Genomic DNA, 22,582 nt, shown 5'->3' on the forward strand with positions numbered 1-22,582 from the left:
GCATGGCCGAGATCAGGGTCGAGAATCTACGCAAGGCCTTCGGCGAGTTCATCGCCGTCAAGGAGTCGAGCTTCGCCGTGGCGGATGGCGAGTTCCTCGCCTTGCTCGGTCCTTCCGGCTGCGGCAAGACCACGACGCTGCGCATGATCGCCGGGCTGGAACTCCCGACAGGGGGCACGATCCGGCTGGGGGGCGAGGATGTGACCTACAAGCGCGCCAGCGAGCGCGACATCGCCTTCGTCTTCCAGCTCTTCGCGCTCTACCCGCACATGAATGTGCGCAAGAATATCGGCTTCCCGCTGCTGGCGCAGGGCGTGCCGAAGGCGGAGATCAAGGCGCGGGTCGAGGAGACGGCGCGGCTTCTCCAGATCGACCATATTCTCGACCGCCCAGTCTCGGGTCTGGCGGGCGGCGATCGCCAGCGCGTGGCGCTTGGGCGGGCCATCGTCCGCCGGCCGATGTGCTTCCTCATGGACGAGCCGCTCGGCACGCTCGACGCCGAATTCCGCGAGGTGATGGTGCGCGAACTGCGCGAACTGCACAATCGTATCCACGCCACCACGGTCTATGTCACCCATGACCAGATCGAAGCCATGGCGATGGCCGACAAGATCGCCGTGATGAATCACGGCGTGATCGAGCAGTTCGGCACGCCGCAGGAGATCTATGATCGGCCCGCCTCCATGTATGTCGCCGATTTCATCGGTTCGCCGCCGATGAACTTCATCCGCTTCACCGGAGGGCTGGCGCGGGGGGCGCGCACGGCGCGGATCGGCGCGGCGGAGGTGGCAATGCCGGAGCTGCGCGCTGACGTCGCCCCTGGGCCTCTGGCGCTGGGTGTGCGTCCCGAACATGTGCGCTTCTCCGATGCCTCGCCGCTGCGCGGCGCGGTCTATGGCAGCGAATATCTCGGCACTAACCAGATCGTGACGGTGGAGACGGAGGGCGGGTTGGTGCGCGCGCGGCTTGCCGCTGAGCAGAGCTACCGCATCGGCGAGCCGGTCGGGCTCACCTTCAAGAGCGACCGGCTATCGCTGTTCGACGCCGGCTCCGGCCGCGTCATTCCTTCCGCCCTTCACGAGGGCGCGTTGCGCCGGGAGGCCCGCCATGGCTGACGTGACGCTCAACGGCATCAGCAAGAGTTTCGGCAAAGGCGGGGCCAAGCGGGCGGTCGACGGTATCGACCTGCATATCGCCGACGGCGAATTCGTCGTCCTTCTCGGCCCCACCGGCGCGGGAAAGACGACGACGCTGCGCCTTATCGCCGGGCTGGAGACACCGGATGCCGGTACGGTGAGCATTGGTGGGCGGCCGATGGCGGGGCTCGCGCCGGCGAGCCGCGATGTCGCCTTCGTCTTTCAGCAATATTCGCTCTATCCGCACCTCACCGTCTACGAGAACCTGGCCTTCCCGCTGCGCTCCCCGGCGTGGCGCATGGACGGCGCGGCCATCGACGCGCGGGTGCGCGAGGTGGCGAAGATGGTCCGCATCGACCACAAGCTTGAGAACCGCTCCACCCGTCTCTCCGGCGGCGAGATGCAGCGCGTGGCGATCGGCCGTGCGCTGGTGCGCCGGCCGTCCATCTATCTCATGGACGAGCCGCTTTCCTCGCTGGACGCCAAGCTGCGCGGCGAATTGCGGCTGGAACTGAAGCGCATTCAAAAGGAACTTGGCGCGACGCTGCTCTACGTCACCCATGACCAGATCGAAGCGATGACCATGGCCGACCGCATCGGCATTCTCGCCGAGGGGCGGTTGGTGCAGATCGGCACACCGCGCGACATCTATGCCAGCCCGGCCAATCTGCATGTCGCCGCCCGGCTCGGCCAGCCGCACATCAATCTTCTTCCCGTCGGCCTCGTCCCGGAGGTACCGATTCCGCCCGGCACCCGCACCATCGGCGCGCGGACGGAACACATCGTGCTGTCCCGCGAGGATCGCGGCAATGCGCGGGTGGACTGGATCGAACATCTCGGCGATCAGAACCACCTGCATATTCAGCTCGGCACGCACAAGCTGGTGACCCTCGCCGATCCCGAAATGGCGGTGGCTCCAGGCGACAGCATCAACCTGACCTTGAAGAATCCACTCTATTTCGGCCCGGACGGCCAAAGACTCACCTAAGCAGGCAACGTGCCTTGAGGGCGGAAGGCACCCGTGCCAGATGCCGCGTCGAACGAGGGGAAGGCGCCATGAAACATTTCTTCAATCGTCGGGACAGCATCGTCACCGAGGCGCTGGACGGCCTCCTGCGCACCACGCCTCCCGGTCGCCTGACCCGGCTCGACACTTATCCGGACATCAGGGTCATCCTGCGGGCGGACTGGGACAAGTCAAAGGTCGCCGTCATCTCCGGCGGCGGCGCCGGGCATGAACCTTCCCATGCCGGCTTCGTCGGACGGGGCCTGCTCACCGCCGCTGTCTCCGGCGAGATCTTCGCCTCGCCTAGTGTCGAGGCAGTGCTCACCGCCATCCGCGCCGTCACCGGCGCGCCGGGTTGCCTCCTCGTCGTCAAGAACTACACGGGAGACCGGCTGAATTTCGGCCTCGCCGCCGAGCGCGCCCGCACGGAAGGCTACAATGTTGAAATGGCGATCGTGGCCGACGACATCGCCCTGCCGGACATTCCCCAGCCGCGCGGGGTGGCCGGAACACTGTTCGTGCACAAGATCGCCGGCCATCTCGCCGAGACCGGCGCGGACCTCGCGACCGTCGCCACCGCCGCCCGGGCGGCGGCGGCCGACATTGCCTCGCTCGGCGTCTCGCTGTCCTCCTGCTCGATACCCGGCCAGCCCTTCGAGGGGCGATTGGGGGCGCAGGAGGGCGAACTCGGCCTCGGCATCCATGGCGAGCCTGGCGTGGAGCGCATCCCGCTTCTGCCGGCGAGCGACATCGTCGCGCTGATGCACCAAAGGCTCGGCGCCCGCCTCGATCCCGCGGCCGCCTATGCACTGCTGATCAATAATCTCGGTTCAGTGCCGCCTCTGGAGATGAGCCTGATCGCCGAGGCATTGCTCGCCTCCGATCTGGGGCGTGGGGTGAAGCTGGTCATCGGGCCGGCGCCGCTTATGACCGCCTTGAACATGAACGGCTTTTCGCTGTCCTACCTCAAGCTCGACCCAGAGCGCGAGGCGGCGCTCACCGCTGCGGCCGAGCCGCTGGCGTGGCGGCCGGCGGTTCCAACCGGCACCGTGGCGATTGAGGCGGCGCCGACCGCGCCGCGCGCGACGAACATTGCCGCCAGCGCCGACGCCGCCACCGAGGCGGTGATCCGCAGCGTCTGCACGACGCTTGTCGGGTTGGAGGAGGAGTTGAACCGGCTCGACGCCCGCGCCGGCGACGGCGACACCGGCACCACCGCCACCACCGGCGCCCGCGCCGTGCTGGCCTGTCTTGACCGCCTTCCGCTGGCCGATGCCGCCGCCACGCTCAAGGCCATCGGCGCGGTGCTCGGCAGCGCTATGGGCGGATCGAGCGGCGTGCTGCTGTCCATCTTCTTCACCGCTGCCGGCCAGGCGCGCGGCGAGGGACAGGATCTTGCCGCCGCCCTGCTTGCCGGCCTCGATCGCATGAAATTCTATGGCGGCGCCGCGCCGGGCGACCGCACCATGATCGACGCGCTCGACCCGGCGCTGAGGGCGCTCGCCGCGAGTGACCTCGCGGGCGCGGCGGCTGCGGCGACGGCCGGGGCGGAGGCTACCCGAACCATGGCGCAAGCGCGCGCCGGCCGCGCGGCCTATGTCGCCGCGCGCGATCTGGAAGGCTCGCCCGATCCCGGCGCGGTCGCGGTGGCGCGGGTGTTCGAGGCGCTGGCCGCCGGCGGCTGACGGCCGGCGGGCGAGGGACGAGGACGATGCCGCTTGATGCCGCCAATGTCGCCGAACTCATCGAGCTGTGCCGGGCGCAGATCGAGCGGAACTGCGAGCATCTCGGCCGGCTCGACAGCGCGATCGGCGATGGCGACCACGGCGCCAATATGCGGCGTGGGCTGGAGGCGGTGCATCGCGAGCGCGCGGAGATTTCCGCCCTGCCGCTGCCGGCGGCGCTGGAGCGCATCGGGCTGGTGCTGGTCATGAGCATCGGCGGCGCCGCCGGACCGCTCTATGGCACGCTGCTGATGGAACTGGGGCGGGGCCTCGCCGGCGGCGAGACGCCTCCCCCGTCCGCGCCGCTCCGTATCGCGCCTGCCGATTTCGCCGCCGCGCTGGCGCAGGCCGTCGCCGCCGTCGCCCGGCGCGGCCGTTCCGGGCCCGGCGACAAGACGCTGCTCGACGTGCTCTACCCCGTGCAGGTGGAGATCGCCCGCCATGCGGCCCCCGCCCGCATCGCCGCCTGCGCCCGCGATGCCGCACAGGCCACGCAAATGATGCTGGCGCGGCGCGGCCGGGCGTCCTATCTCGGCGCGCGTTCTGTCGGTCACGAGGACCCCGGCGCCTCTAGCTGTGCCTTGCTCGCCACGACGATTTGCCAGTATTTCCAGGAGCATGCCCCATCATGACCCCCGCGCGCGGCGCCAATGTCGGCATCGTGATCGTGTCGCACTCGCCTCTGGTCGCCCAGGGCGCGGCCGACATGGTGCGTCAGATGGTGGGGGGATGCGTGCCGCTGGCCTGGAGCGGGGGCAACGTGGAGGGCGGTCTTGGCACCCATGTCGCAGGGATCCTTGCCGCCATCGAGCAGGCCTGGTCGGAGGCGGGCGTCGCCATCTTCGTCGATCTCGGCGGGGCGGAGACCAATAGCGAGATGGCGGTGGAGCGGCTCGGCCCGGCGCGCGCGGCCAAGGTCGCCATCTGCAACGCGCCGCTGGTGGAGGGCGCCGTGGTGGCGGCGGCGGAGGCTTCCGGCGGGTCGAGCCTTGCCCGGGTGGTGGCGACGGCGGAAGAGTTGTCCGCGTGATGGCCGACGCCCCCCCCCTCCTCGTGCGGCCATCCGCCCATCGCTGCCAGGCCGAGGTCGAGGTCACGCATGGCGTCGGGCTGCATGCCCGGCCCTCCGTCGCCTTTACCCGCCTCGCCAAGAGCTTCCCCTGCACGGTCGAGGTGGCGGTCGACGGATCGGCCGACTGGCTCAATGGCAAGAGCATCGTCAAGATCATCGGCGCCCGCATAAGACGCGGAACGCGCTTGCGAATCCGCGCAGAGGGCGCGCGGGCGCAGGAGGCCGTCGCGGCGCTGAGCGAACTGGTGCGGCGTGATTTCGACGAGGATCGCAAGCCGGGGCGCGCCGATGGCCGCCCCCTGTGAGCGTCGCGGCCAGCCCGCTGCGCCGGGCCGGGCGCTCGGCCCGCTGTTCCCGGCCGGCGAGCCGGCGGTGCCCGCCGGGCCGGGCGACGGAGCGGCGGAGCCGCGCGCGGCGCTGCAGGCCGCCATTGAGCGCGCCATCGCCGAATTGCGCGCTCTTGCGGCCGGGGCCGATGCCGACAGTGCCGCCATTCTCGATTTCCAGATCGAACTTCTGCTCGACGGTGAATTGCTGGCGCCCGCGCTGGCACGCATCGCCCGTGGCGAGGGTGCGGCGCTGGCCTTCGCGGCGGCGATGAACGAGCGGATCAACGAGATGGCCGGTGAGTCCGATGAGGCGGACAGTGTGGCCGAAGAGACCGATGCGGCCGCGCCCGATCCCTTCGCGCTGCGCGCCGCCGACCTGATGGACCTGCAGCACCGCGTGCTGGACGCGCTGGCCGGCCGCACCCGCGCCGATTTCCCCGCCGGGTCGGTTTATGTCGGGCGCGACATGCCGCCGAGCGTCTTCCTCGCCCATGACTGGTCGGCGGGCGGCGCCATCGCGCTTAAGGCCGGCAGCGCGGCGAGCCATGTCGCGCTGCTGGCGCGGGCGCGCGGCGTGCCGATGGTGGTCGGGCTCGGTGCCCTGCCGGGAGAGGCGGGCGAGCCGCTGCTGGTCGACGGCACGCTCGGCCTCGTCCGGCTGCACCCGGAGGCTGGGGGGGCCGATGCCGCGACCGCGCCCCCCGCCACCACCTCTCCTGCCACCCCCTCTCCCGCCGCCGCGCCTGCCGTCGTCGCCTCTCCCGCCGTCCGGTCTCCCGGGCCTGCCGCCCCCGCCGCGCCGGTCGGCGCATCCCGGCCGGGCCTGTTCGCCAATATTGACACGCTCGCCGCGCTCGACGGGCTCGATCCCGCGGCGGTCGACGGCATCGGGCTGGTGCGGACCGAATTCGTGCTCGCCCATGCCGGCGAGGCGCTGAGCGAGGAGCGCCATCTCGCCATCTATCGCCGCCTGCTCGCCGCTCTCGCCGGCAAGCCGGCGACGCTGCGCATGTTCGATCTCGGCGGCGACAAGGCGCTGGCCGGGCTCGTCGAGGGCGACCGGGCCGCCGCGCTCGGCCTGCGCGGGGTGCGCTTCCTGCTCGCCCATCCCGATCTCGCCCGCATCCAGGCGCGGGCGCTGATCCGCGCCGGCGCGCTGGGCCCGGTGAGCGTGCTGCTGCCCATGGTGACGCTGCCGGACGAACTGGCGGCGATGGCGCAATTATTCGATGAGGAGGCGGCACGGCTGGCGCGGCAGGGCGTGGAAGGTCGCCGCCCGCCGCTCGGCATCATGGTGGAGGTGCCGGCGGCGGCGCTGACGCTCGATCTGTTCGGGCAGGCGGCGTTCTTTTCCGTGGGCACCAATGACCTGATGCAGTATCTCGCAGCGGCGGCGCGCGACGATCCGGCGGTGGCGCCGCTCTATGCGGGGGCGGAGACGGCGATGTTCCGGCTGCTGGAGACGATCTGCGCCACGGCCCGTGCGCTCGGCCGGCCGGTGTATTTGTGTGGCGACCTCGCCGCCCGGCCGGAGATGGCGGCGCGGCTGTGCGCGCTGGGGCTCGACGGGCTTTCCGTGGCGCCGGCCCATCTCGATGCGGTGCGGGCGGCGCTGCGGGCGGCGCCGGCGGTGGCGCGGCCCGGCGTCGGCGCTCCGGGACGGGCGAAGCGGGATTGAGAATGGCGCGCGAGACCAGCGACGAGGCGGTGATCGCCTACAAGACCCTGCTTGCCGGCATTCTCGACAACCGGCCCTCCGGCACGCGCCAGCGCCTGGCGGCGGCGCTGGGCAAGCACCGCAGCTTCGTCACCCAGGTGACGAGCCCGGCCTATGACACGCCGCTGCCGGCCCGGCACCTGCCAACCATCCTGCGGGTCTGCCATTTCAGCCCGACGGAACAGGAGCGGTTTCTCGCCGCCTATGAGGCCGCCCATCCCGGCCGGCTGCCGGATGTGGGCGGGGCCTCGGCTATGCGGACCCTGGCGCTGATGGTGCCGGATTTCGGCGACGACAAGAAGAATCGCAGCTTCGACGATGCCATCGCCGACTTCGTGGCTAAGATGGCGGCGCTGGTGAACGGGGGCGAGTGATGCGGGCGACGACAGGCGAGGCGCATGGCCGGCGCCGGCGGGGCTGAGCCGGTGCGGCAGCGTGTGGCATACCGGATGGCGGACGGGGCGAGGGTCGGATGACGCGGTTCCTCGGCGCGACGCAGACGCTGGTGGCGGACAGCCTCATCGGTTTCGTCGCCGCGCATGAGGAACTCGTCGCCTTCGGCCGTGCGGCGAAATTCGTGCGCCGCCGCGCCCTGCACCCGGGCAAGGTGGCGGTGATTTCCGGCGGCGGCGCCGGGCACGAGCCGCTGCATTGCGGCTTCGTCGGCGCGGGCATGCTGGATGCCGCCTGCACCGGCCATGTCTTCACCTCGCCGACGCCCGACCAGATCCTCGCCGCCATGGACGAGACCGACACCGGCGCCGGCTGCCTGCTGGTGGTGAAGAACTATGATGGCGACGTGATGAATTTCGAGATGGCGGCGGAAATGGCCGCCGGGCGCCACCGCGTGGAGACGGTGATCGTCGAGGACGATGCGGCGACCGGGCCTTCCGTGCGCAGCCGCGGGCGGCGGGGGGTGGCCGGCACGGTGGTGGTGGAGAAGATCCTCGGCGCGGCGGCCGAGCGCGGCGAGGATCTCGCGGCGCTCAAGGCGCTGGGGGAGGGGCTCTCCGGCCGGCTGCGCAGCATGGGCGTCGCCCTGCGCGGCGTCACTTCGCCCGACACGGCGCGCGCCACCTTCGCCCTCGGCCCGGACGAGATGGAGATCGGCGTCGGCATCCATGGCGAGCCGGGGCTTTACCGCACCGGCCGCGCCGGGCCGGCGGAAATCGTGCGGCTGCTGTGCGAGCCGGTGCTGGCGCAGCTCGCCCCGCTCGACGGGGCGCGTCCGCTGCTGATCGTCAACGGCTTTGGCGGCACCCCGCCGATCGAGCTCAACTACGCCCACGCGCTGGCCCGTGCCTTTCTGCGCGAGCGCGGGATCGTGCCGGCGCGGGCGCTGGTCGGTACCTTTGTCACCTCGCTCGACATGGCGGGGCTTTCGGTGACGCTGGCGTTGCTCTCCCCGGCCGAGTTCGAACTGTGGTGCGCGCCGGTGACGACGCCGGCGCTGGTGTGGTGACGGCGCGCCGCGGCGGTTGACAGGGGCCCCCGCCGGCGATCCTTTCATACCACGCGCGAGACTGGCGGCTTTGCCGCCGCGACATCTGCCAGTTCGCGCGGGCCTTGCCCCGGGGGACCTGCCGTGCTCGACATCGAACCGATCCGCCGCCGCCGCCTCTATGAGGATGTGGCCGAACGCCTTGAGCAGCTCATGCTCGACGGCACGCTGGGCGAGGGCGACGCGCTGCCTTCCGAGCGCGAATTGATGGACCAGTTCAAGGTCGGCCGGCCGGCGATCCGCGAGGCGCTGCTGTCGCTGCAGAAGGCGGGGCTGATCGCCATCGCCAATGGCGAGCGGGCGCGGGTGGTGCGGCCGGACCCCAGCCATTTCATCCACGAGCTTTCCGCCTCGGTGCGGGCCTATCTCGCCCGCCCGGCGGGCATGGCGCATTTCCAGAATGCGCGGCTGCATCTCGAAGCGGCGCTGGCCCGCCATGCCGCGCGCGAGGCCGGCCCGGCGGAGATCGCCCGCATCGGCGACGCGCTCGCCCGCAACCGGCGCGACCTCGGCGACATGACGGCGTTCGGCGCTTCCGACATCGCCTTCCATTACGAGATCGTGCTGGTGGCGCAGAACCCGCTGTTCAATGGGCTGCACCAGGCGGTGGTGCAATGGCTCTCCAAGCAGCGCCAGGTGACGCTGCAGGTCGCCGAGGCAAAGGAACTGGCCCTCGCCTTTCACGAGCGCATCTATGCGGCGATCGCCGCCCATGATCCCGACGCGGCGGAAGCGGCGATGCGCGCGCATCTGGAAGCGGTGGAATCGTTCTACTGGGAGCGCGAGGGCGCAGCGGGCTGAACGCCCGGCCGGCGGCGGCCGAGCCAGCCCCGTGCCTCAGCCCCTCGCCTCAGCCCCGCGCCTGCTCCAGCAGCCGGCGCAGCACCGATTCCATCTCGGCGAGGTCGCTATAGACCACGGCGTAGCGCGGGAGCCGCTCCAGCGTGTCGAAGAAGGCGTCGAGCTCGGCGGCGCCGGCGGGCTCGGCGAGGCCGAATTCGGCGTCCATCAGTTCCAGCAGCGCCCGCGCCGGCCCGATGGGCTCGACCTCGGTGGGGCGGCCGGCCTCGAAACGGGGAAAGACCAGGCAGGCGAGGCGATTTTCCGGCCCGGCAGGTGGCATGTGGCACGCCAGCGGCACCGGGAGATAGCAGCCACGCTTCTCGCCCGCGCCGATGCGCGGCTGGTCGGCGAGGCCGGGATAGAACGGCGCCAGCACATCCAGGCTGCCGGACTTGAGATTGATCGCGCCCGGGCAGGGCAGCACCACCGCCTCGCCGCCGGCAAAGGCGATGGCCGGGCAATCATCCGTGCCGAAGCGCCAGCCGCGCGCCACCAGATAGGCCGACAGGGTGCTCTTTCCCGCGCCGGAAATGCCCGCCATCATCAGCGTGCCGTCGGCGGTGGACAGCGCGGCGGCATGAACGAACATCGCTGGCGGCGGGTCGCGATAGACGAGATCGAGCAGCCACAGATGCGACTTGCCCACCGCCTGCGACGCCTCGTCGGTGAACAGCCGGCGGGTGACGGCCCCGCCCTCGACGCAGCGCAGGGTGAAGCCTTCTTCCTCGACGATGACATCGAGCGTGGCGGCAACCGGGTGGCGGGCGGGAGCGGGATCGAGAAAACCGCTGAAGAAACCCATCAGCCTTTCGCCGGTGGCAAGGCGCGATTGCATGCAGCCGGGGACGCTGGTCCCGCCGCGTCGGCGTCCGGTGGTGAGCAGGCGCAGGACGACGGAGGTTTCCGCCAGCCGGACCTGGCATTGCTGCAGCAGTTCCGCTGGACGGCTCTCCGGCAGCGGGGCGGCGGGGGGAGGCGCGGTCGCGCCGGCCGGAGCGGGGCGCAGCCGCACCCGGCCGGCGCCGTCGCGCTCGATCCAGCCGAGGTCTTCCCAGGCGCCGAGGCAGGCATGGACATCCTGCGCATCGAGCGCTGCCGTGCCCTCGCCGAGGGCGGCGGGCGCGGTGAACTGCTCCGGCAGCGACAGGAAGAGCCGCGCGGCGGGCGCGTTGAGCGCATGTGCCATTTCGGCGATCTGGTCGAAGACGAACAGCACGTCATCGAGCACGCGGAAATAGAAGCGCGGTTCGGCGGCGGAAATCATGTCGGGGTCGGTCGCCTCGTTCCTGCGGAACGCGCGCGGCGCGTGCCGATGCCTGCGGCGGCCCGGCCGTCGCGCAGCGTGTCATGGAAGCTGAATGTCATGGCAAAGGAAGCTGTCGCCTAGGGCGTTTTCGAGCGAAGCGGATACCGGTTCGCCTGCAGAAAACGCGACGAAACAAGGAATGAGATCACTGCATTTTTTCCGTGAAACGGTGAAATGATCTAGCTGTCGGCGGCGGCGCGCCGGATCGACATGAGGCTGAGCGTGGCCGGCAGGCCATAGGCCGCGGCCTTGCCGAGCTGGCGCAGCGCGGCGCGGCGGCGTGTATCGGCCGTCAGCGGGGCGCTCGCGGGAGCCTGGCACATGGGAGCCTGGTCGGGCCGCGCATCGCGGTTCGGCTCGACGGGGCGACGGTCGGCGTCGGCGGACATATCAGTCTCCGTTCGACAGGCGGCGGCGCCGCTGTCGGCCATCAATTATCGGCCGACCTTCACGGGTCGGGATGGAGCGCCCGCCGCCCGTGCCGCCGTGAGGCGGGGGAGGTCAGCTCGCGCGGGCTGAGCGGGGCATCATCATCAGGCCGAGGGTGACGGGCACGCCATAGGCGGCCGCCCGGCCGAGCTTCGCCAGCGCCGCGCGCCGGCGCGGATTTGGCGGCGCGCCACAGCCGGACGCGGCAGCCTCGTCGCCTTTGGCCGCCGGATCGCGTTCCGGGGTCGTATCACCGCTCGCTGCCACGCCACGCCTCCATTGCCGGGCCCTCCGCCGGAGGGCGGGCGGATCCGCAAGAAGGTAGTACTGAACCATCAACGACCTTGCGTCAATCGCAGCGGCGCCGGCCACGCATATGCGGGTGTTTGGCGCCGCATTGTCAGCATCAACTGGCAGCGGCGGCGCGGCGTACCGACATCAGCGCCAGCGTGGTGGGGACGGCATAGACGGCGGCGCGGCCGAGCTTGCGCAGCGTTTCGCGGCGGCGCTCGTCGGTTTCCGGCGCGGTGGCGGGCGTGCGCGTGCCGGCCGTGCCACCGTTTTCGCTGTTCATCCCGGAATGCTCACGGCGGCGGCGCGGCGCACCGACATCAGCGCCAGCGTGGTCGGCACCGCATAGACGGCGGCGCGGCCGAGCTTGCGCAGAGTCTCGCGGCGGCGCTCATCCGTTTCGGCGGCCGTCGCGGGCGCGGCTTCCCCAGCCTTGTGTTCGATATCGTGGCTCATGGCTCAGGGCTCGCAGCGGCGGCGCGGCGTACCGACATCAGCGCCAGCGTGGTGGGCACGGCATAGACGGCGGCGCGGCCGAGCTTGCGCAACGTCTCGCGGCGGCGCTCGTCGGTGGCGGGGGCCTTGTCGGTTTCGGGATTTGAGGGGAGCTGGGACATATCCATCTCGTACTGACCGCAGGAAAGGCAGACGCGCAGAAATCACCTTCCTATGATACCTAAAAGGTTCTATGGCACCAGCGTTATTTGCGGCCACGAGAACATTGGGGCGGCTTGCCGGTCGCGACCTGGCCCCTTACCGTCGCGTGGGCGCCGGCGACATTGGAGATGGCGCCCGCGCGTGGGCCCTGGAGGCGTGATGTCACACCCGAATTCGGTCGACGCCCTGCGGCGGCTCTGCGTGCTGCTCTCGCCCTTTTCCACCACCGAGGCGGCGCGGGCGGCGGCCGCGACCATGCCGTCCTGGCCGGCGGCCCTCGCCCAGGCCGATATGCACCGGCTCATCCCCGCTTTCCATGTCGCCCTCGCGCGCCATGGCCTGGCCGATGCTGTGGACGCGGAGCTGGCCGAGGTGCTGGCGGCGGTGGCGGACTGGAACACCGAGCGCAATACGGGCTTCCGCCGCCAGATGCGGGTGGTCAGCGCCGCCTTCAACGCCGCCGGCCTGGAGCCGGTCTGGCTCAAGGGGGCGCTCACCCTGCTGCCGCCCGATGGCCCGGCCGCCGGGCGCCAGATGATGGATCTGGATGTCTGGCTGCCGGAGGAGAGCCGGCAGCGCGCGGCGATGACTGTGCTGAACGGCCTTGGCTACGGCTTCCAGGACGGCCTTGGTGGCTGCGCGCGGCATTACCCGCCCTTTTTCCATCCTGAGGAAATGGCGCGGATCGAACTGCATCGCACCATTGTCGACCCCGACGAGACGCTCCTGCCGGTCGACGAGGCCGCGGCCGGCCTCGTCATGGAGGATTGGGAGGGGCTGCGGATCGCGCAGCTCGATCCGCTGTCGCGCGCCCTCTGCTCGCTGGCGCAATGCACCGACCGCCGGCCCGACCGGCTGGGCACGGCCGAAGTACCGCTCATGAAGGCGCTCGATTTCGTCGGGCGCATCCATGCCGATTTCGGCGGCGTCGTCCCGCCGGCGCTGGTCGAGCGCGCCGTGCGGGCGGGATGGGAGCGCTCGACCCAGCGCTTCCTCACGCTCACCGACAGCTATTTCGGCCTGCCGAACCCGTTTCCCTCCGATCCGGAACTGGTGCGGCTGCTGGAGCGCTTCACGCGCCGGCCGCGCTGGCACCACACGCTCAAGGCTGCCCGTTCGCTGTTCGGCACGGGCGGGTGGGCGGCGCTGCGAGCGCCGGGCAAGGCGGCGAACATGGCGGCCTATTTCGTCGGCCGGCTGTTGGCGCCGGACAGGCCGGCCAAGCTTTAGCGTGTTTCGCTCGACATTGCTTCAGCCCGCGGCGCGGCAGTCTTCTCAGTCGGGGAAGCTCCCGCGACGATCCAGCGCGAAAGGTAGCCGGCGGGGGTGGACCCGCCTGCCATTTCGCAGGAAGTAAGCCGGGTGCGCCGGGCGCCCCGCCCGGCTTCCCTGCTGCCGGCGGTGCCGGGCGCGGCCTCGCGCCTGCCGCCGGCCCGTTTGGCGGAGCGCGCGGCCGATGGCGCTGACCCTGATCATCTTCGTCCTCGTCTATGTCGCCATGGGCTTCGGCAAGCTGCCGGGCTTCCGGGTGGACCGTACCGGGGCGGCCATTATCGGCATGCTGGCGGTGATCGTGACCGGCGGCATCAGCCCCAAGGCGGCGTGGGACTCGATCGACTATGCCAGCGCCGGCATGCTGTTCGGACTGATGGTGGTCTCTGCTGCCTTCGTCGTCTCCGGCTTCTACGCCTGGACCGCCGCGCGGGTGGCGCTGCTGCCGGTGAGCCCGCCGGTGCTGCTTGCGGCGCTTGTGGGGGTCGGCGGCGCGCTCTCGGCGCTGCTGACCAATGATGTGGTGGTGGTGGCGATGACGCCGCTGCTGGTCCAGCTCACCCTGGCGCGCGGGCTGAACCCGGTGCCGTTCCTCCTCGCCTTCTGCTTCGCCGCCAATACCGGCTCGGCCGGCACGCTGATCGGCTCGCCGCAGAACATGATCGCCGCCCAGCAGCTTGGCCTGTCCTTCACCGGCTTTCTCGCCCTCGCCGGCCTGCCGGCGCTGGCCTCGCTGCCGCTGGTGTGGGGGATCGTGACGCTAGTCTATCGCGGCCGCTGGACGCTGCCGGCCGGCGCCGCGCCGCCGCGGGATCCCGCCGCGCCGCCGGTGCGGCTCGACAGGGCGGAAACGGCGAAGGCGGGGGTGGTGACGGTGCTCGTGGTCGCGGCCTTCATCGTCAGCGACTGGCCGCGCGAGCTGATCGCGCTCGGCGCCGCCGGCGTGCTGCTGATCAACCGGCAGATCGCCTCGCGCGACCTGCTGGCGCATGTCGATGGCGACCTGCTGGTGCTGATCATGAGCCTGTTCGTCGTCAATGCCGCCATGGCCGCGACCGGCCTGCCGCAGGAATTGCTGGGCGGGCTGCGCGCGCTCGGACTCAATCTCGACGCGCCGCTGGCGCTCTATGTCGCCGGCGGCGTGCTGAGCAACATCGTCGGCAACAACCCCGCCGTGATCCTGCTGGTGCCTTTCCTTGACCCTGCGGGCGACGCCGAGGCGCTGGGTGCGGCGCTGGCGCTCGGCACCGGCTTTTCCAGCAACCTCATCGTCTTCGGCAGCCTCGCCGGCATCATCGTGGTGGAACAGGCGGCGGCCTGCGGGGTGAAGATCTCGTTCGGCGAATTCGCCCGCGCCGGCGTGCCGGTCACACTCGCCTGCATGGCGATGGCGGCCGGCTGGATCGCGCTGATCGCCGCCTGAAGCGTCGGCGTCCTACCGCCGCTTGAGCGCGTCCATCAGCGCGGCGCCGAGCGCGCCCTGCGGCGCCTTTTGCGGCTCGCGCGCCGGCGGACGGGGCCCGCGCGGGGGCGGGGAGGCATCGCGGGGCCCACGCTCGCCCTGCGGCTTCGCCCCGCCGGCGCCGGCATCGCGGCGCATGGAGAGCGAGATGCGCTTGCGCTTGAGATCGACCTCCAGCACCCGCACCTTCACCACATCGCCGACCTTCACCACCTCATGCGCGTCCTTGATGAAGCGGTCGGCGAGCTGGGAGACATGCACCAGCCCGTCCTGATGCACGCCGATATCCACGAAGGCGCCGAAGGCCGCGACATTGGTGACCGTGCCTTCCAGCTCCATGCCGGGCTTCAGATCCTTCATGTCGTCGATGCCGTCGGTGAAGGTGGCGGTCTTGAAGGCGGGGCGCGGGTCGCGGCCGGGCTTGTCGAGTTCGGCGATGATGTCGCGCACGGTCGGCAGGCCGAAGCGCTCATCGACAAAGGCGGCGGGGTTGAGGCCGGAGAGCGCGGCACTGTCGCCCATCAGGCTGCGCAGGTCGCGCCCGCAGGCGGCGACGATCTTGCGCGCCACGCCATAGGCTTCCGGGTGAACGGCGGAGGCGTCGAGCGGCTCAGCGCCGTCGCGGATGCGCAGAAAGCCCGCGCATTGCTCGAAGGTGCGCGGCCCAAGGCGCGGCACGTCTTTCAGCTGCTTGCGGCTGGCGAAGGGGCCGTTGGCGTCGCGATGGGCGACGATGGCCTCGGCCAGCGAGGAGCCGAGGCCGGAGACGCGCGCCAGCAGCGAGGCGGAGGCGGTATTGAGATCGACGCCCACCGCGTTCACTGCGTCTTCCACCACCGCGTCGAGCGCGCGGGCGAGGTGGTACTGGTCGACATCGTGCTGGTACTGGCCGACGCCGATCGACTTCGGGTCGATCTTCACCAGTTCCGCCAGCGGGTCCTGCAGCCGGCGGGCGATGGAGACGGCGCCGCGCAGCGACACGTCGAGGCCGGGGAATTCGGCGGCCGCGAGTTCGGAGGCGGAATAGACCGAGGCGCCGGCTTCCGACACCACCACTTTCAGCGGCTTGTTGCCGGCGGCGGACGGAGGGAGGGCGGCAAGGAGTTCGGCCACCAGCTTCTCGGTCTCGCGGCTGCCGGTGCCATTGCCGATGGCGATGAGATCGACATTGTGCGCGCGGATGAGGCGGGCGAGTTCCGCTTGCGTGCCGCGCACATCGTTCTTCGGCTGGAACGGATAGACGGTGGAGGTGGCCAGCAGCTTGCCGGTGCCATCCACCACCGCGACCTTGACGCCGGTGCGGATGCCGGGATCGAGCCCCATGGTGGTGCGCGAGCCGGCCGGGGCGGCGAGCAGCAAATCCTTCAGATTGCGGGCGAAAACGTCGATGGCTTCCTTTTCTGCCCGCGCCCGCAGCTCGGTCATCAGATCGAGCGAGAGGTGGAGCGAGAGCTTGACCCGCCAGGTCCAGCCGGCGATCTCCAGCAGCCAGATATCGCCGGGCAGCTTGTCGCCGATGGCGTAGGCGTCCGCAATCATCCGCACCACGGGCTTGATCGGGCGGGTATCCTCGGCGTCGACCTCGATCTCCAGCGCCAGCACGTCCTCGTTGCGCCCGCGCAGCATGGCGAGCGCGCGGTGGCTCGGAACGCCGGACCAGCGCTCGACATGGTCGAAATAGTCGGAGAATTTGGCGCCTTCTTCCTGCTTGCCCTCCACCAGCTTGGCGCGCAGGAAGGCATTGGCGTGGAGATAGGACCGCAGCCGGCCGATCAGCTCGGCATTCTGTGCGAACTGCTCGGAGAGGATGTCGCGCGCGCCTTCCAGCGCCGCCTTCACATCCGCCACCTCGGCCGTGACATAGCCGGCCGCCAGCTCCGCCGGCACCAGTGCGCGGTCCGCGAGGATGGCGTCGGCCAGCGGGCCGAGGCCGCGCTCGCGGGCGATTTCCGCCCGGTTGCGGCGCTTGGGCTTGAAGGGGAGATAGATGTCCTCCAGCTCCGCCTTGGTGGTGGCGGCGGCGAGCGAGGCTTCCAGCTCCGGGGTGAGCTTTTCCTGCTGGCGGATCGAGTCGAGGATCGCCGCGCGCCGGGACTCCAGCTCGCGCAGATAGACCAGCCGCTCATCCAGCCGGCGAAGCTGCGTGTCGTCCAGCCCGCCCGTCACTTCCTTGCGGTAGCGCGCGATGAAGGGAACGGTCGCGCCCTCGTCGAGCAGGGCGATGGCGGCTTCCGCCTGCTGCGGGCGGGCGCCGATCTCTTGCGCGATCGTCTGCGCGATCTGCCGGGCGGTGGCGGTGGCGAGGCTGCTGTCGGTCATGCGGGCTATGGAATCGCGTGAAGGGAGGCGCGACAATATTCACTCGCAGACCGCAAGGCCACGCCGCGCACGGGCGGCGGCGTGGCTTGTGGATGAACTCGCCGTGTTCAGCCGATGAGCGGGAGGTAGTGATGCGGCTGGCGCATCGTCACCAGATCCTTGCGCCGCACCACATTGGTCGGGTAGGGCGTGTCAAGATTGGTGGTGTCGATCTCCGCCACCGCCACGCCTTCGCCGGCGGGAAGGATGGCCTCGCGGCGCGGGAATTCGAAGGTGTCCGGCCCGAACACGCCGCTCTTGCCGCCATAGCCGGCGGCCTCATCCAGCACATTGGCGAAGGCGAGATGGACATTGTTCTCGCCCGCGCGCGCCCGCATCAGGTGCCAGTGATGCGGATCGGCGCCGGTGGGGATGGGGTAGTTCTGGGAAATCGCCGTGCCCGCATGGGCGGAGGTGAGGTTTCCGCGCAGCGCCGCCGGGCAGAGCACGAGGTCGCAGCCGCGCAGCGCCAGCACGCGCCCGGCCTCGGGGAAGGCGGCGTCATGGCCGATGAGCAGGCCGATACGGCCGAAGGTGGTGTCGAACACGCCCCACTCATTGCCGGGCGTCGCCCAATTATGGTCGGAGGCGTCGAGATGGGTCTTGCGGTAGCTGCCGATCACGCCCTGCGGACCGACCAGCACCGCGCTGTTATAGAGCGTGCCGCCCTCATCCTCGGCGAGGCCGGCGCAAAGATGCAGGCGGTGGCGTGTGGCGATGGCGATGAGCCGGGCGACCGCTTCCCCGTCCAGCGGCACGGCGGCGGGAGCGTCGAGGCCGGTGACGGCGCGCTCGGGGAAGACGACCAGCTCGGCGCCCGCCGCCCGCGCCTGCGCGGCCAGTTCCTCGATGCGGCCGAGATTGGCGTCAATGTCGCCGGTGGGGGCGAACTGCGCCACCGCCACCTGCGAGCGCCTTCCCTTGGGCAGCGGGCGGTGACCGTAGAGGCTGAAGAAGTCGAGCGGGTTCCAGGTGAAGGTGTTGGTCGGCAGCTCCATATAGAGCTCCGGCCGGCGCTGTTCGAACACCGGTTCGCCCAGCATGCGGCGGGCGCGGGCGCGTTCAAGGTCGATGTCGACGCAGGCGACGCCGTCGCCCGTGTCGATCACCGCTTCGATGGCCCCGTCCGGGCCGATGACGCAGCTGCCGCCGGAGAACTGCACCGTGCGCTCCAACCCCCAGCGGTTGGATTCGATGAGGTAGCAGGAATTCTCCATCGCCCGCGTGATCCAGTAGGGCGCGGGCGCGCGCTCGGCCAGCCAGTTGGAGATGTGGCAGATGATGTCCGCCCCGGCGAGGCCGACGAGGCGCGCGGTCTCGACGAAATGGATGTCCATGCACACCAGCAGGGCGATGCGGCCGATCGGCGTGTCGAACACGGCGTGGCCTCGGTCGCCCGGCGCCGACCATTTCGGCTCGGCAATATAGGGGTGGGTCTTGCGGTGGGTGCCGACCACGCCCTGCGGCCCGATGAGCACGGCCGAATTGTAATAGAGGTTGGTGGTGGCATCGACCTCAGGCATGCCGACGACGATGTAGCAGTCCTGCGCGCGGGCGATGGCCGCGAAGCGCTCCGTGGTCGGGCCGGGGATCGCCTCGACAAAGGGGGCGACCTCGGCGCGGTCGACCCAGCAATAGCCGGTCGTGCCCATTTCCGGCGTGACGATGAGCTTCGCGCCGGCGCCGGCAGCCTCGCTCACCAGCGCTTCCAGCCGGGCGATGTTGCGCTCCTTCTCGAACATGGTCGGCTCGAACTGGACGGTCGCGACCTTCAGCGTGGCGGTCATGGCAGGTCTCCGGGCATGGAGGAGCGTGCGGCGCCCGGCCGGTTGCGGCGGCGGGTCCGGGAATGTCGCTCGGATGGCGGGTGTTGCGTCTCAGGCGGTGGTGTCAGGCGCTCATGGCCGGGGCTGGCCCGGCCATGAGGGTAGGGGCGCTCAGGCCGTGAGGTACGACTTCAGGATCGAGGCGCCCATCGTGTATTTGGGGTCGACCATGTTGCCGAGCCGCACGCGGCCGCACTGGGTGAGCAGCATATAGGCCTCCACCTCGTCGAAGCCGTAGTCGGACGCCATCCAGCGGATGAGGTCGCGATAGGCCATGCGGGTGGCGTCTTCCATCGGCCGGGTCGAGCCGATGGACATGATGAACTCTTCCGTCTCCAGCCGCGGCGTGTGAATCGTCCAGCCCTTGATCAGGTCGATCTGGATGGTGGTGACGGTCGGGTGCTCCAGCGCCACGCCGCACAGTTCGCCATCGCCCTGGGTGGCGTGGCAGTCGCCGAGATAGAGCAGGCCGCCGGCAATGTTGACGGGGAGATAGATCACCGCGCCGACGCCGACATCCGGCAGGTCCATGTTGCCGCCGTAATAATCCGGCTGCAGCGAGGTGATGGCCTCGATTTCCGGCGAGGTGCCGATGGTGCCGATGAACGGCACATAGGGCAGGGTGATCTTGTCGTTCCACTTGGTGCCGGTCTCGGCATCGACATGCAGCTTCTTCACCTTGATCGGCAGCGGCGCGTTCAGCATCGCCGTATCCTTGGTCGGCACCAGCCCGCCGAAATCAGGCATGATCAGCGTCGTGCCCACCGGCTGCGGCCCGCGCGGGACGATGGACTTGATGTAGACCGCCAGCGTGTCGCCCTTCTCCGCGCCATTGACGTAGATCGGGCCGTTCTGCGGGTTGAGATAGGGGAAGTTGAGAATTTCCAGCGGGTTGTCGGTCTCGTGCTTGATCGCGCCCTCGAAGGCGTCATGCGTCTCCGCCGCCACCACCGCGCCGGGATCGACCTTCAGGACCGGATCGACATAGGGGCCGTAGACATAGTGATACTTGCCCTGCTCCGCCTCGGTGAGGGAGTGGGTGGCGCCCGCCTGGCCCTTGGCGAGGCCTTTGCGAGCCATGAGGGAATTTTCGAGCCAGGACATGGGGTTCTCCTTGATTTCTGGCTGTGCGATCAGACGGCGAGATGGCGGCGCATCGCCTCGCCATCGGCGAGGTCCTCGCGGGTGAGTTCGGCGACGACGCGGCCCTTGTCCATGACATAGCAGCGCTGGGCCATGGCCCGGATCATGTCGATGTTCTGTTCCACCAGCACCACGGTGACGCCGGTATCGGCGTTGAGCTGCACCATGATGCGGGCGATGTCCTGCACGATATTGGGCTGGATGCCCTCCGAGGGTTCGTCGAGCAGGATGAGCTGCGGATTGGCCACCAGCACCCGGCCGATGGCGAGCTGCTGCTGCTGCCCGCCGGACATGGTGCCGGCGCGCTGGCTCCAGCGCTCGCGCAGGATGGGGAAATAGCCGAGCACGCGCTCGCGGTCGGCCTCGCTGACGCGGCCCGCGCGCATGCCGCCGACCGCGATGTTCTCGCCCACGGTCAGGCGGGGGAACACGTCGCGGCCCTGCGGCACATAGCCGATGCCGAGCCGCGCCCGCCTGAAGGCGGAGAGGTGCTCCACCGGCCTGTCGCCGAAGACGATGGAGCCTTCCATCGCCGGCACGAGGCCGATGAGGCTCTTCATCAAGGTGGACTTGCCGACGCCGTTGCGGCCGATGACGGCGACGATCTCGCCCTGGCGCACCTCGATGTCGAGCCCCTGCAGCACCGGCTTGCCGCCATAGCCGGCGCGCAGGCCGAGGGTGGACAGCATCACTTCCTTACGCATGGGCGGCCTCGTGAGCGGTTTCGTGCGCCGTGGTCTGGCCGAGATAGATGGCGGCGACATCCTCATTGGCGACGATCTCGTCGATGGAGCCCTGCGCGAAGACGCGGCCGAGATGCAGCACCGTCACCTTGTGCGCGACCTGGCGGACGAAGGCCATGTCGTGCTCCACCGCCAGCACGGTCATGCCCTCGGCATTGAGCCGCTTGACCATTTCGCCGGTGGCATGGGTCTCTTCCGGCGACATGCCGGCGGTCGGCTCGTCGAGCAGCAGCAGACGCGGCTTGAGGCTGACCGCCATGCCGATTTCCAGCCACTGCTTCTGGCCGTGCGAGAGATTGCCGGCGAGGCGCGTGGCATCGGTGGTCAGGTTGAGGAAGTCGAGCAGCGTGTCGATCTCGCCTTCCAGCACCGCCGGCGGGTAATGGTGCTGCATGGCGATTTCGAGGTTCTGCCGCACGCTCAGCGCCTTGAAGATGCCGGGCACCTGGAATTTCACGCTCATGCCGCGGCGGATGCGCTGGAACGGCTTGAGGCCGGTAATGTCCTCGCCACCGAACAGGATGGCGCCGCTGCTCGGCACATGCTCGCCAAGGATCAGCCGGAACAGCGTCGACTTGCCGGCACCGTTCGGCCCGATGAGGCAGTGCACCTCGCCGGCCTGAAGCGTCAGGTCGACATTGTTGGTGACGTGCAGCCCGCCGAAGCGCTTGTTGAGGCCTTTGGTTTCGAGCATCGGCATCAGGCGTCTCCCGGCTGCCGCTTGGAGAAGGGACGGGCAACGAGCCGCGCCAGCGCATAGATGAGGCCGCGCGGCGCCAAGAGCACGGTGAGCACCAGCATGATGCCCATCACCACAAGCGCGTACTGGCTGCCATGGATGGTGAGCGCCTGGAACACGGCGAGCACGGTGAGCGTGCCGACCAGCGTGGTGGTGAGGTCCGAACGCCCGCCGACCGCGACCCAGACGATGGGCAAGGCGGCGGCCGTCATACCCATGGAGGAGGGCGTGATGTACTGGCCCCAGCTCGTGTAGAGCACGCCCGAAAGCCCCGCCAGCGCCGCGCCGATGACGAAGGTGCCGAGCTGGTATTTGCGGATGTCGTAGCCGAGCATCTCCGCCCGCTCGGGATTTTCGCGGATGGCGACGAGGACGTTGCCGAAGGGCGAGTTCACCAGGATGCGCAGGCCGAGATAGACCAGCACCAGCATGCCGAGCACGACGTAATAGAGCTGCACGTCGGGGAACAGCACGATGTCGCCGCCGGGCCAGGGCACGGTGAGCGGGGGCATGTTGCTCATGCCGTTGAAGCCGTTCAGCCGGGCGGCGCCGATCTTCCATTCCGGCCCGGCCGTCTGCGCCATGAAGCGTTCCAGCACCAGCGTCACCGAAAGGGTGACGATGCCGAGGAACACGCCGGAGATGCGGCCGAAGAACAGGAAATAGCCGAGCAGCGCCGCGAACAGCGCGGCGATGCCGATGGCGAGCAGCAGCGCCACGAAGGTGAAGCCATAGGCGGCGCCGAAATTGATGGTGAGGATGCCATAGCTATAGCCGGCAATGCCGAAAAAGGCAGTCTGGCCGAAGCTGAGCGCGCCGCCATAGCCCCAGATGAGGCAGAGGCCGAGCGCCATGAAGATCCAGGTGAAGAAATACACGGTGTTGCCGACGGTGTAGCCGTCGGAGAACAGCGGGTAGGCGCAGGCGCCGGCGAGCACGACGAGGAAGCCGAGCCAGAAGCCGGGGCCCCGGCCCAGCGTCTGCGGGCCTTCGAGGCGGGAGAAGAAGCGGGAGAGCGCGTTCATGGC

General features: G+C 70.0%; 24 protein-coding genes. 12 read left to right on the forward strand and 12 right to left on the reverse strand.

Annotated features, from left to right (window positions below):
- Nucleotides 1-2: 2 nt before the first annotated feature.
- The 10 genes from AAC979_RS19555 (at nt 3) to AAC979_RS19600 (ending at nt 9,286) form a co-directional block, all read left to right on the forward strand.
- A complete protein-coding gene (locus AAC979_RS19555; protein WP_371348553.1) occupies nt 3-1,115 on the forward strand; it encodes an ABC transporter ATP-binding protein in 1,113 nt (370 codons plus the stop codon).
- Nucleotides 1,108-2,124, forward strand: coding sequence for an ABC transporter ATP-binding protein (locus tag AAC979_RS19560; RefSeq protein WP_371348554.1), 1,017 nt, complete (start codon nt 1,108-1,110; stop codon nt 2,122-2,124). Before AAC979_RS19555 ends, AAC979_RS19560 begins: the two co-directional genes overlap by 8 nt.
- A gap of 68 nt (nt 2,125-2,192) precedes the next feature.
- Entirely contained in the window at nt 2,193-3,827 is a 1,635-nt protein-coding gene (locus AAC979_RS19565; protein WP_371348555.1) for a dihydroxyacetone kinase subunit DhaK, read from the forward strand.
- A 26-nt stretch (nt 3,828-3,853) separates the two neighbouring features.
- Nucleotides 3,854-4,498 carry a dihydroxyacetone kinase subunit DhaL gene (gene dhaL / locus AAC979_RS19570; RefSeq protein WP_371348556.1) on the forward strand — a complete coding sequence of 215 codons (645 nt, stop codon included), beginning with the start codon at nt 3,854-3,856 and terminating at the stop codon, nt 4,496-4,498.
- The gene (gene dhaM, locus AAC979_RS19575) at nt 4,495-4,896 is read left to right on the forward strand and encodes a dihydroxyacetone kinase phosphoryl donor subunit DhaM (protein ID WP_371348557.1); all 402 of its coding nucleotides are present in this window, start codon (nt 4,495-4,497) and stop codon (nt 4,894-4,896) included. The genes dhaL and dhaM overlap by 4 nt, the downstream gene beginning before the upstream one ends.
- On the forward strand, nt 4,896-5,243 hold the full coding sequence (locus AAC979_RS19580; protein WP_371348558.1) for an HPr family phosphocarrier protein: 348 nt from the start codon (nt 4,896-4,898) through the stop codon (nt 5,241-5,243). Before dhaM ends, AAC979_RS19580 begins: the two co-directional genes overlap by 1 nt.
- Complete coding sequence (locus tag AAC979_RS19585) at nt 5,227-6,945, forward strand: putative PEP-binding protein (protein ID WP_371348559.1); 1,719 nt, start codon at nt 5,227-5,229, stop codon at nt 6,943-6,945. Before AAC979_RS19580 ends, AAC979_RS19585 begins: the two co-directional genes overlap by 17 nt.
- A gap of 2 nt (nt 6,946-6,947) precedes the next feature.
- A complete protein-coding gene (locus tag AAC979_RS19590; protein ID WP_371348560.1) occupies nt 6,948-7,358 on the forward strand; it encodes a hypothetical protein in 411 nt (136 codons plus the stop codon).
- A 98-nt stretch (nt 7,359-7,456) separates the two neighbouring features.
- Entirely contained in the window at nt 7,457-8,446 is a 990-nt protein-coding gene (locus tag AAC979_RS19595) for a dihydroxyacetone kinase subunit DhaK (RefSeq protein WP_371348561.1), read from the forward strand.
- A 123-nt stretch (nt 8,447-8,569) separates the two neighbouring features.
- Nucleotides 8,570-9,286, forward strand: a complete 717-nt coding sequence (locus tag AAC979_RS19600) for an FCD domain-containing protein (protein WP_371348562.1) — start codon at nt 8,570-8,572, stop codon at nt 9,284-9,286.
- A gap of 49 nt (nt 9,287-9,335) precedes the next feature.
- Here AAC979_RS19600 and AAC979_RS19605 read toward each other — a convergent pair whose 3' ends face one another.
- The 6 genes from AAC979_RS19605 to AAC979_RS19630 all read right to left on the reverse strand — a co-directional run bounded on the left by AAC979_RS19605 (nt 9,336) and on the right by AAC979_RS19630 (nt 11,971).
- Nucleotides 9,336-10,592, reverse strand: a complete 1,257-nt coding sequence (locus AAC979_RS19605) for a hypothetical protein (RefSeq protein WP_371348563.1) — start codon at nt 10,590-10,592, stop codon at nt 9,336-9,338.
- A 221-nt stretch (nt 10,593-10,813) separates the two neighbouring features.
- Complete coding sequence (locus AAC979_RS19610; protein WP_371348564.1) at nt 10,814-11,023, reverse strand: hypothetical protein; 210 nt, start codon at nt 11,021-11,023, stop codon at nt 10,814-10,816.
- A gap of 112 nt (nt 11,024-11,135) precedes the next feature.
- On the reverse strand, nt 11,136-11,330 hold the full coding sequence (locus AAC979_RS19615) for a hypothetical protein (protein WP_371348565.1): 195 nt from the start codon (nt 11,328-11,330) through the stop codon (nt 11,136-11,138).
- A 139-nt stretch (nt 11,331-11,469) separates the two neighbouring features.
- A complete protein-coding gene (locus tag AAC979_RS19620; protein WP_371348566.1) occupies nt 11,470-11,637 on the reverse strand; it encodes a hypothetical protein in 168 nt (55 codons plus the stop codon).
- Nucleotides 11,634-11,810 (reverse strand): hypothetical protein, encoded by a 177-nt coding sequence (locus AAC979_RS19625; protein WP_371348567.1) that lies wholly within the window; start codon nt 11,808-11,810, stop codon nt 11,634-11,636. Before AAC979_RS19625 ends, AAC979_RS19620 begins: the two co-directional genes overlap by 4 nt.
- Entirely contained in the window at nt 11,807-11,971 is a 165-nt protein-coding gene (locus tag AAC979_RS19630) for a hypothetical protein (protein ID WP_371348568.1), read from the reverse strand. The genes AAC979_RS19625 and AAC979_RS19630 overlap by 4 nt, the downstream gene beginning before the upstream one ends.
- A gap of 199 nt (nt 11,972-12,170) precedes the next feature.
- Here AAC979_RS19630 and AAC979_RS19635 point away from each other — a divergent pair, with 199 nt between their 5' ends.
- Both AAC979_RS19635 and AAC979_RS19640 read left to right on the forward strand, forming a co-directional pair.
- Complete coding sequence (locus AAC979_RS19635) at nt 12,171-13,241, forward strand: nucleotidyltransferase family protein (protein ID WP_371348569.1); 1,071 nt, start codon at nt 12,171-12,173, stop codon at nt 13,239-13,241.
- Nucleotides 13,242-13,467: 226 nt separating this feature from the next.
- The gene (locus AAC979_RS19640; protein ID WP_371348570.1) at nt 13,468-14,706 is read left to right on the forward strand and encodes an SLC13 family permease; all 1,239 of its coding nucleotides are present in this window, start codon (nt 13,468-13,470) and stop codon (nt 14,704-14,706) included.
- 12 nt (nt 14,707-14,718) lie between these two features.
- Here AAC979_RS19640 and AAC979_RS19645 read toward each other — a convergent pair whose 3' ends face one another.
- The 6 genes from AAC979_RS19645 to AAC979_RS19670 all read right to left on the reverse strand — a co-directional run bounded on the left by AAC979_RS19645 (nt 14,719) and on the right by AAC979_RS19670 (nt 22,579).
- Nucleotides 14,719-17,064 (reverse strand): Tex family protein, encoded by a 2,346-nt coding sequence (locus AAC979_RS19645; protein ID WP_371348571.1) that lies wholly within the window; start codon nt 17,062-17,064, stop codon nt 14,719-14,721.
- 107 nt (nt 17,065-17,171) lie between these two features.
- Nucleotides 17,172-18,890, reverse strand: a complete 1,719-nt coding sequence (locus tag AAC979_RS19650; RefSeq protein WP_371348572.1) for a nitrilase-related carbon-nitrogen hydrolase — start codon at nt 18,888-18,890, stop codon at nt 17,172-17,174.
- Between the two features lie 150 nt (nt 18,891-19,040).
- Complete coding sequence (locus tag AAC979_RS19655) at nt 19,041-20,033, reverse strand: acetamidase/formamidase family protein (RefSeq protein WP_371348573.1); 993 nt, start codon at nt 20,031-20,033, stop codon at nt 19,041-19,043.
- Between the two features lie 29 nt (nt 20,034-20,062).
- Entirely contained in the window at nt 20,063-20,776 is a 714-nt protein-coding gene (locus tag AAC979_RS19660; RefSeq protein WP_307018899.1) for an ABC transporter ATP-binding protein, read from the reverse strand.
- On the reverse strand, nt 20,769-21,515 hold the full coding sequence (locus tag AAC979_RS19665; RefSeq protein ID WP_371348574.1) for an ABC transporter ATP-binding protein: 747 nt from the start codon (nt 21,513-21,515) through the stop codon (nt 20,769-20,771). Before AAC979_RS19665 ends, AAC979_RS19660 begins: the two co-directional genes overlap by 8 nt.
- Nucleotides 21,515-22,579, reverse strand: a complete 1,065-nt coding sequence (locus tag AAC979_RS19670) for a branched-chain amino acid ABC transporter permease (protein ID WP_371348575.1) — start codon at nt 22,577-22,579, stop codon at nt 21,515-21,517. The genes AAC979_RS19665 and AAC979_RS19670 overlap by 1 nt, the downstream gene beginning before the upstream one ends.
- Nucleotides 22,580-22,582 lie beyond the last annotated feature (3 nt).

It is taken from the genome of Ancylobacter sp. IITR112 (assembly GCF_041415945.1).
Taxonomy (GTDB): domain Bacteria; phylum Pseudomonadota; class Alphaproteobacteria; order Rhizobiales; family Xanthobacteraceae; genus Ancylobacter.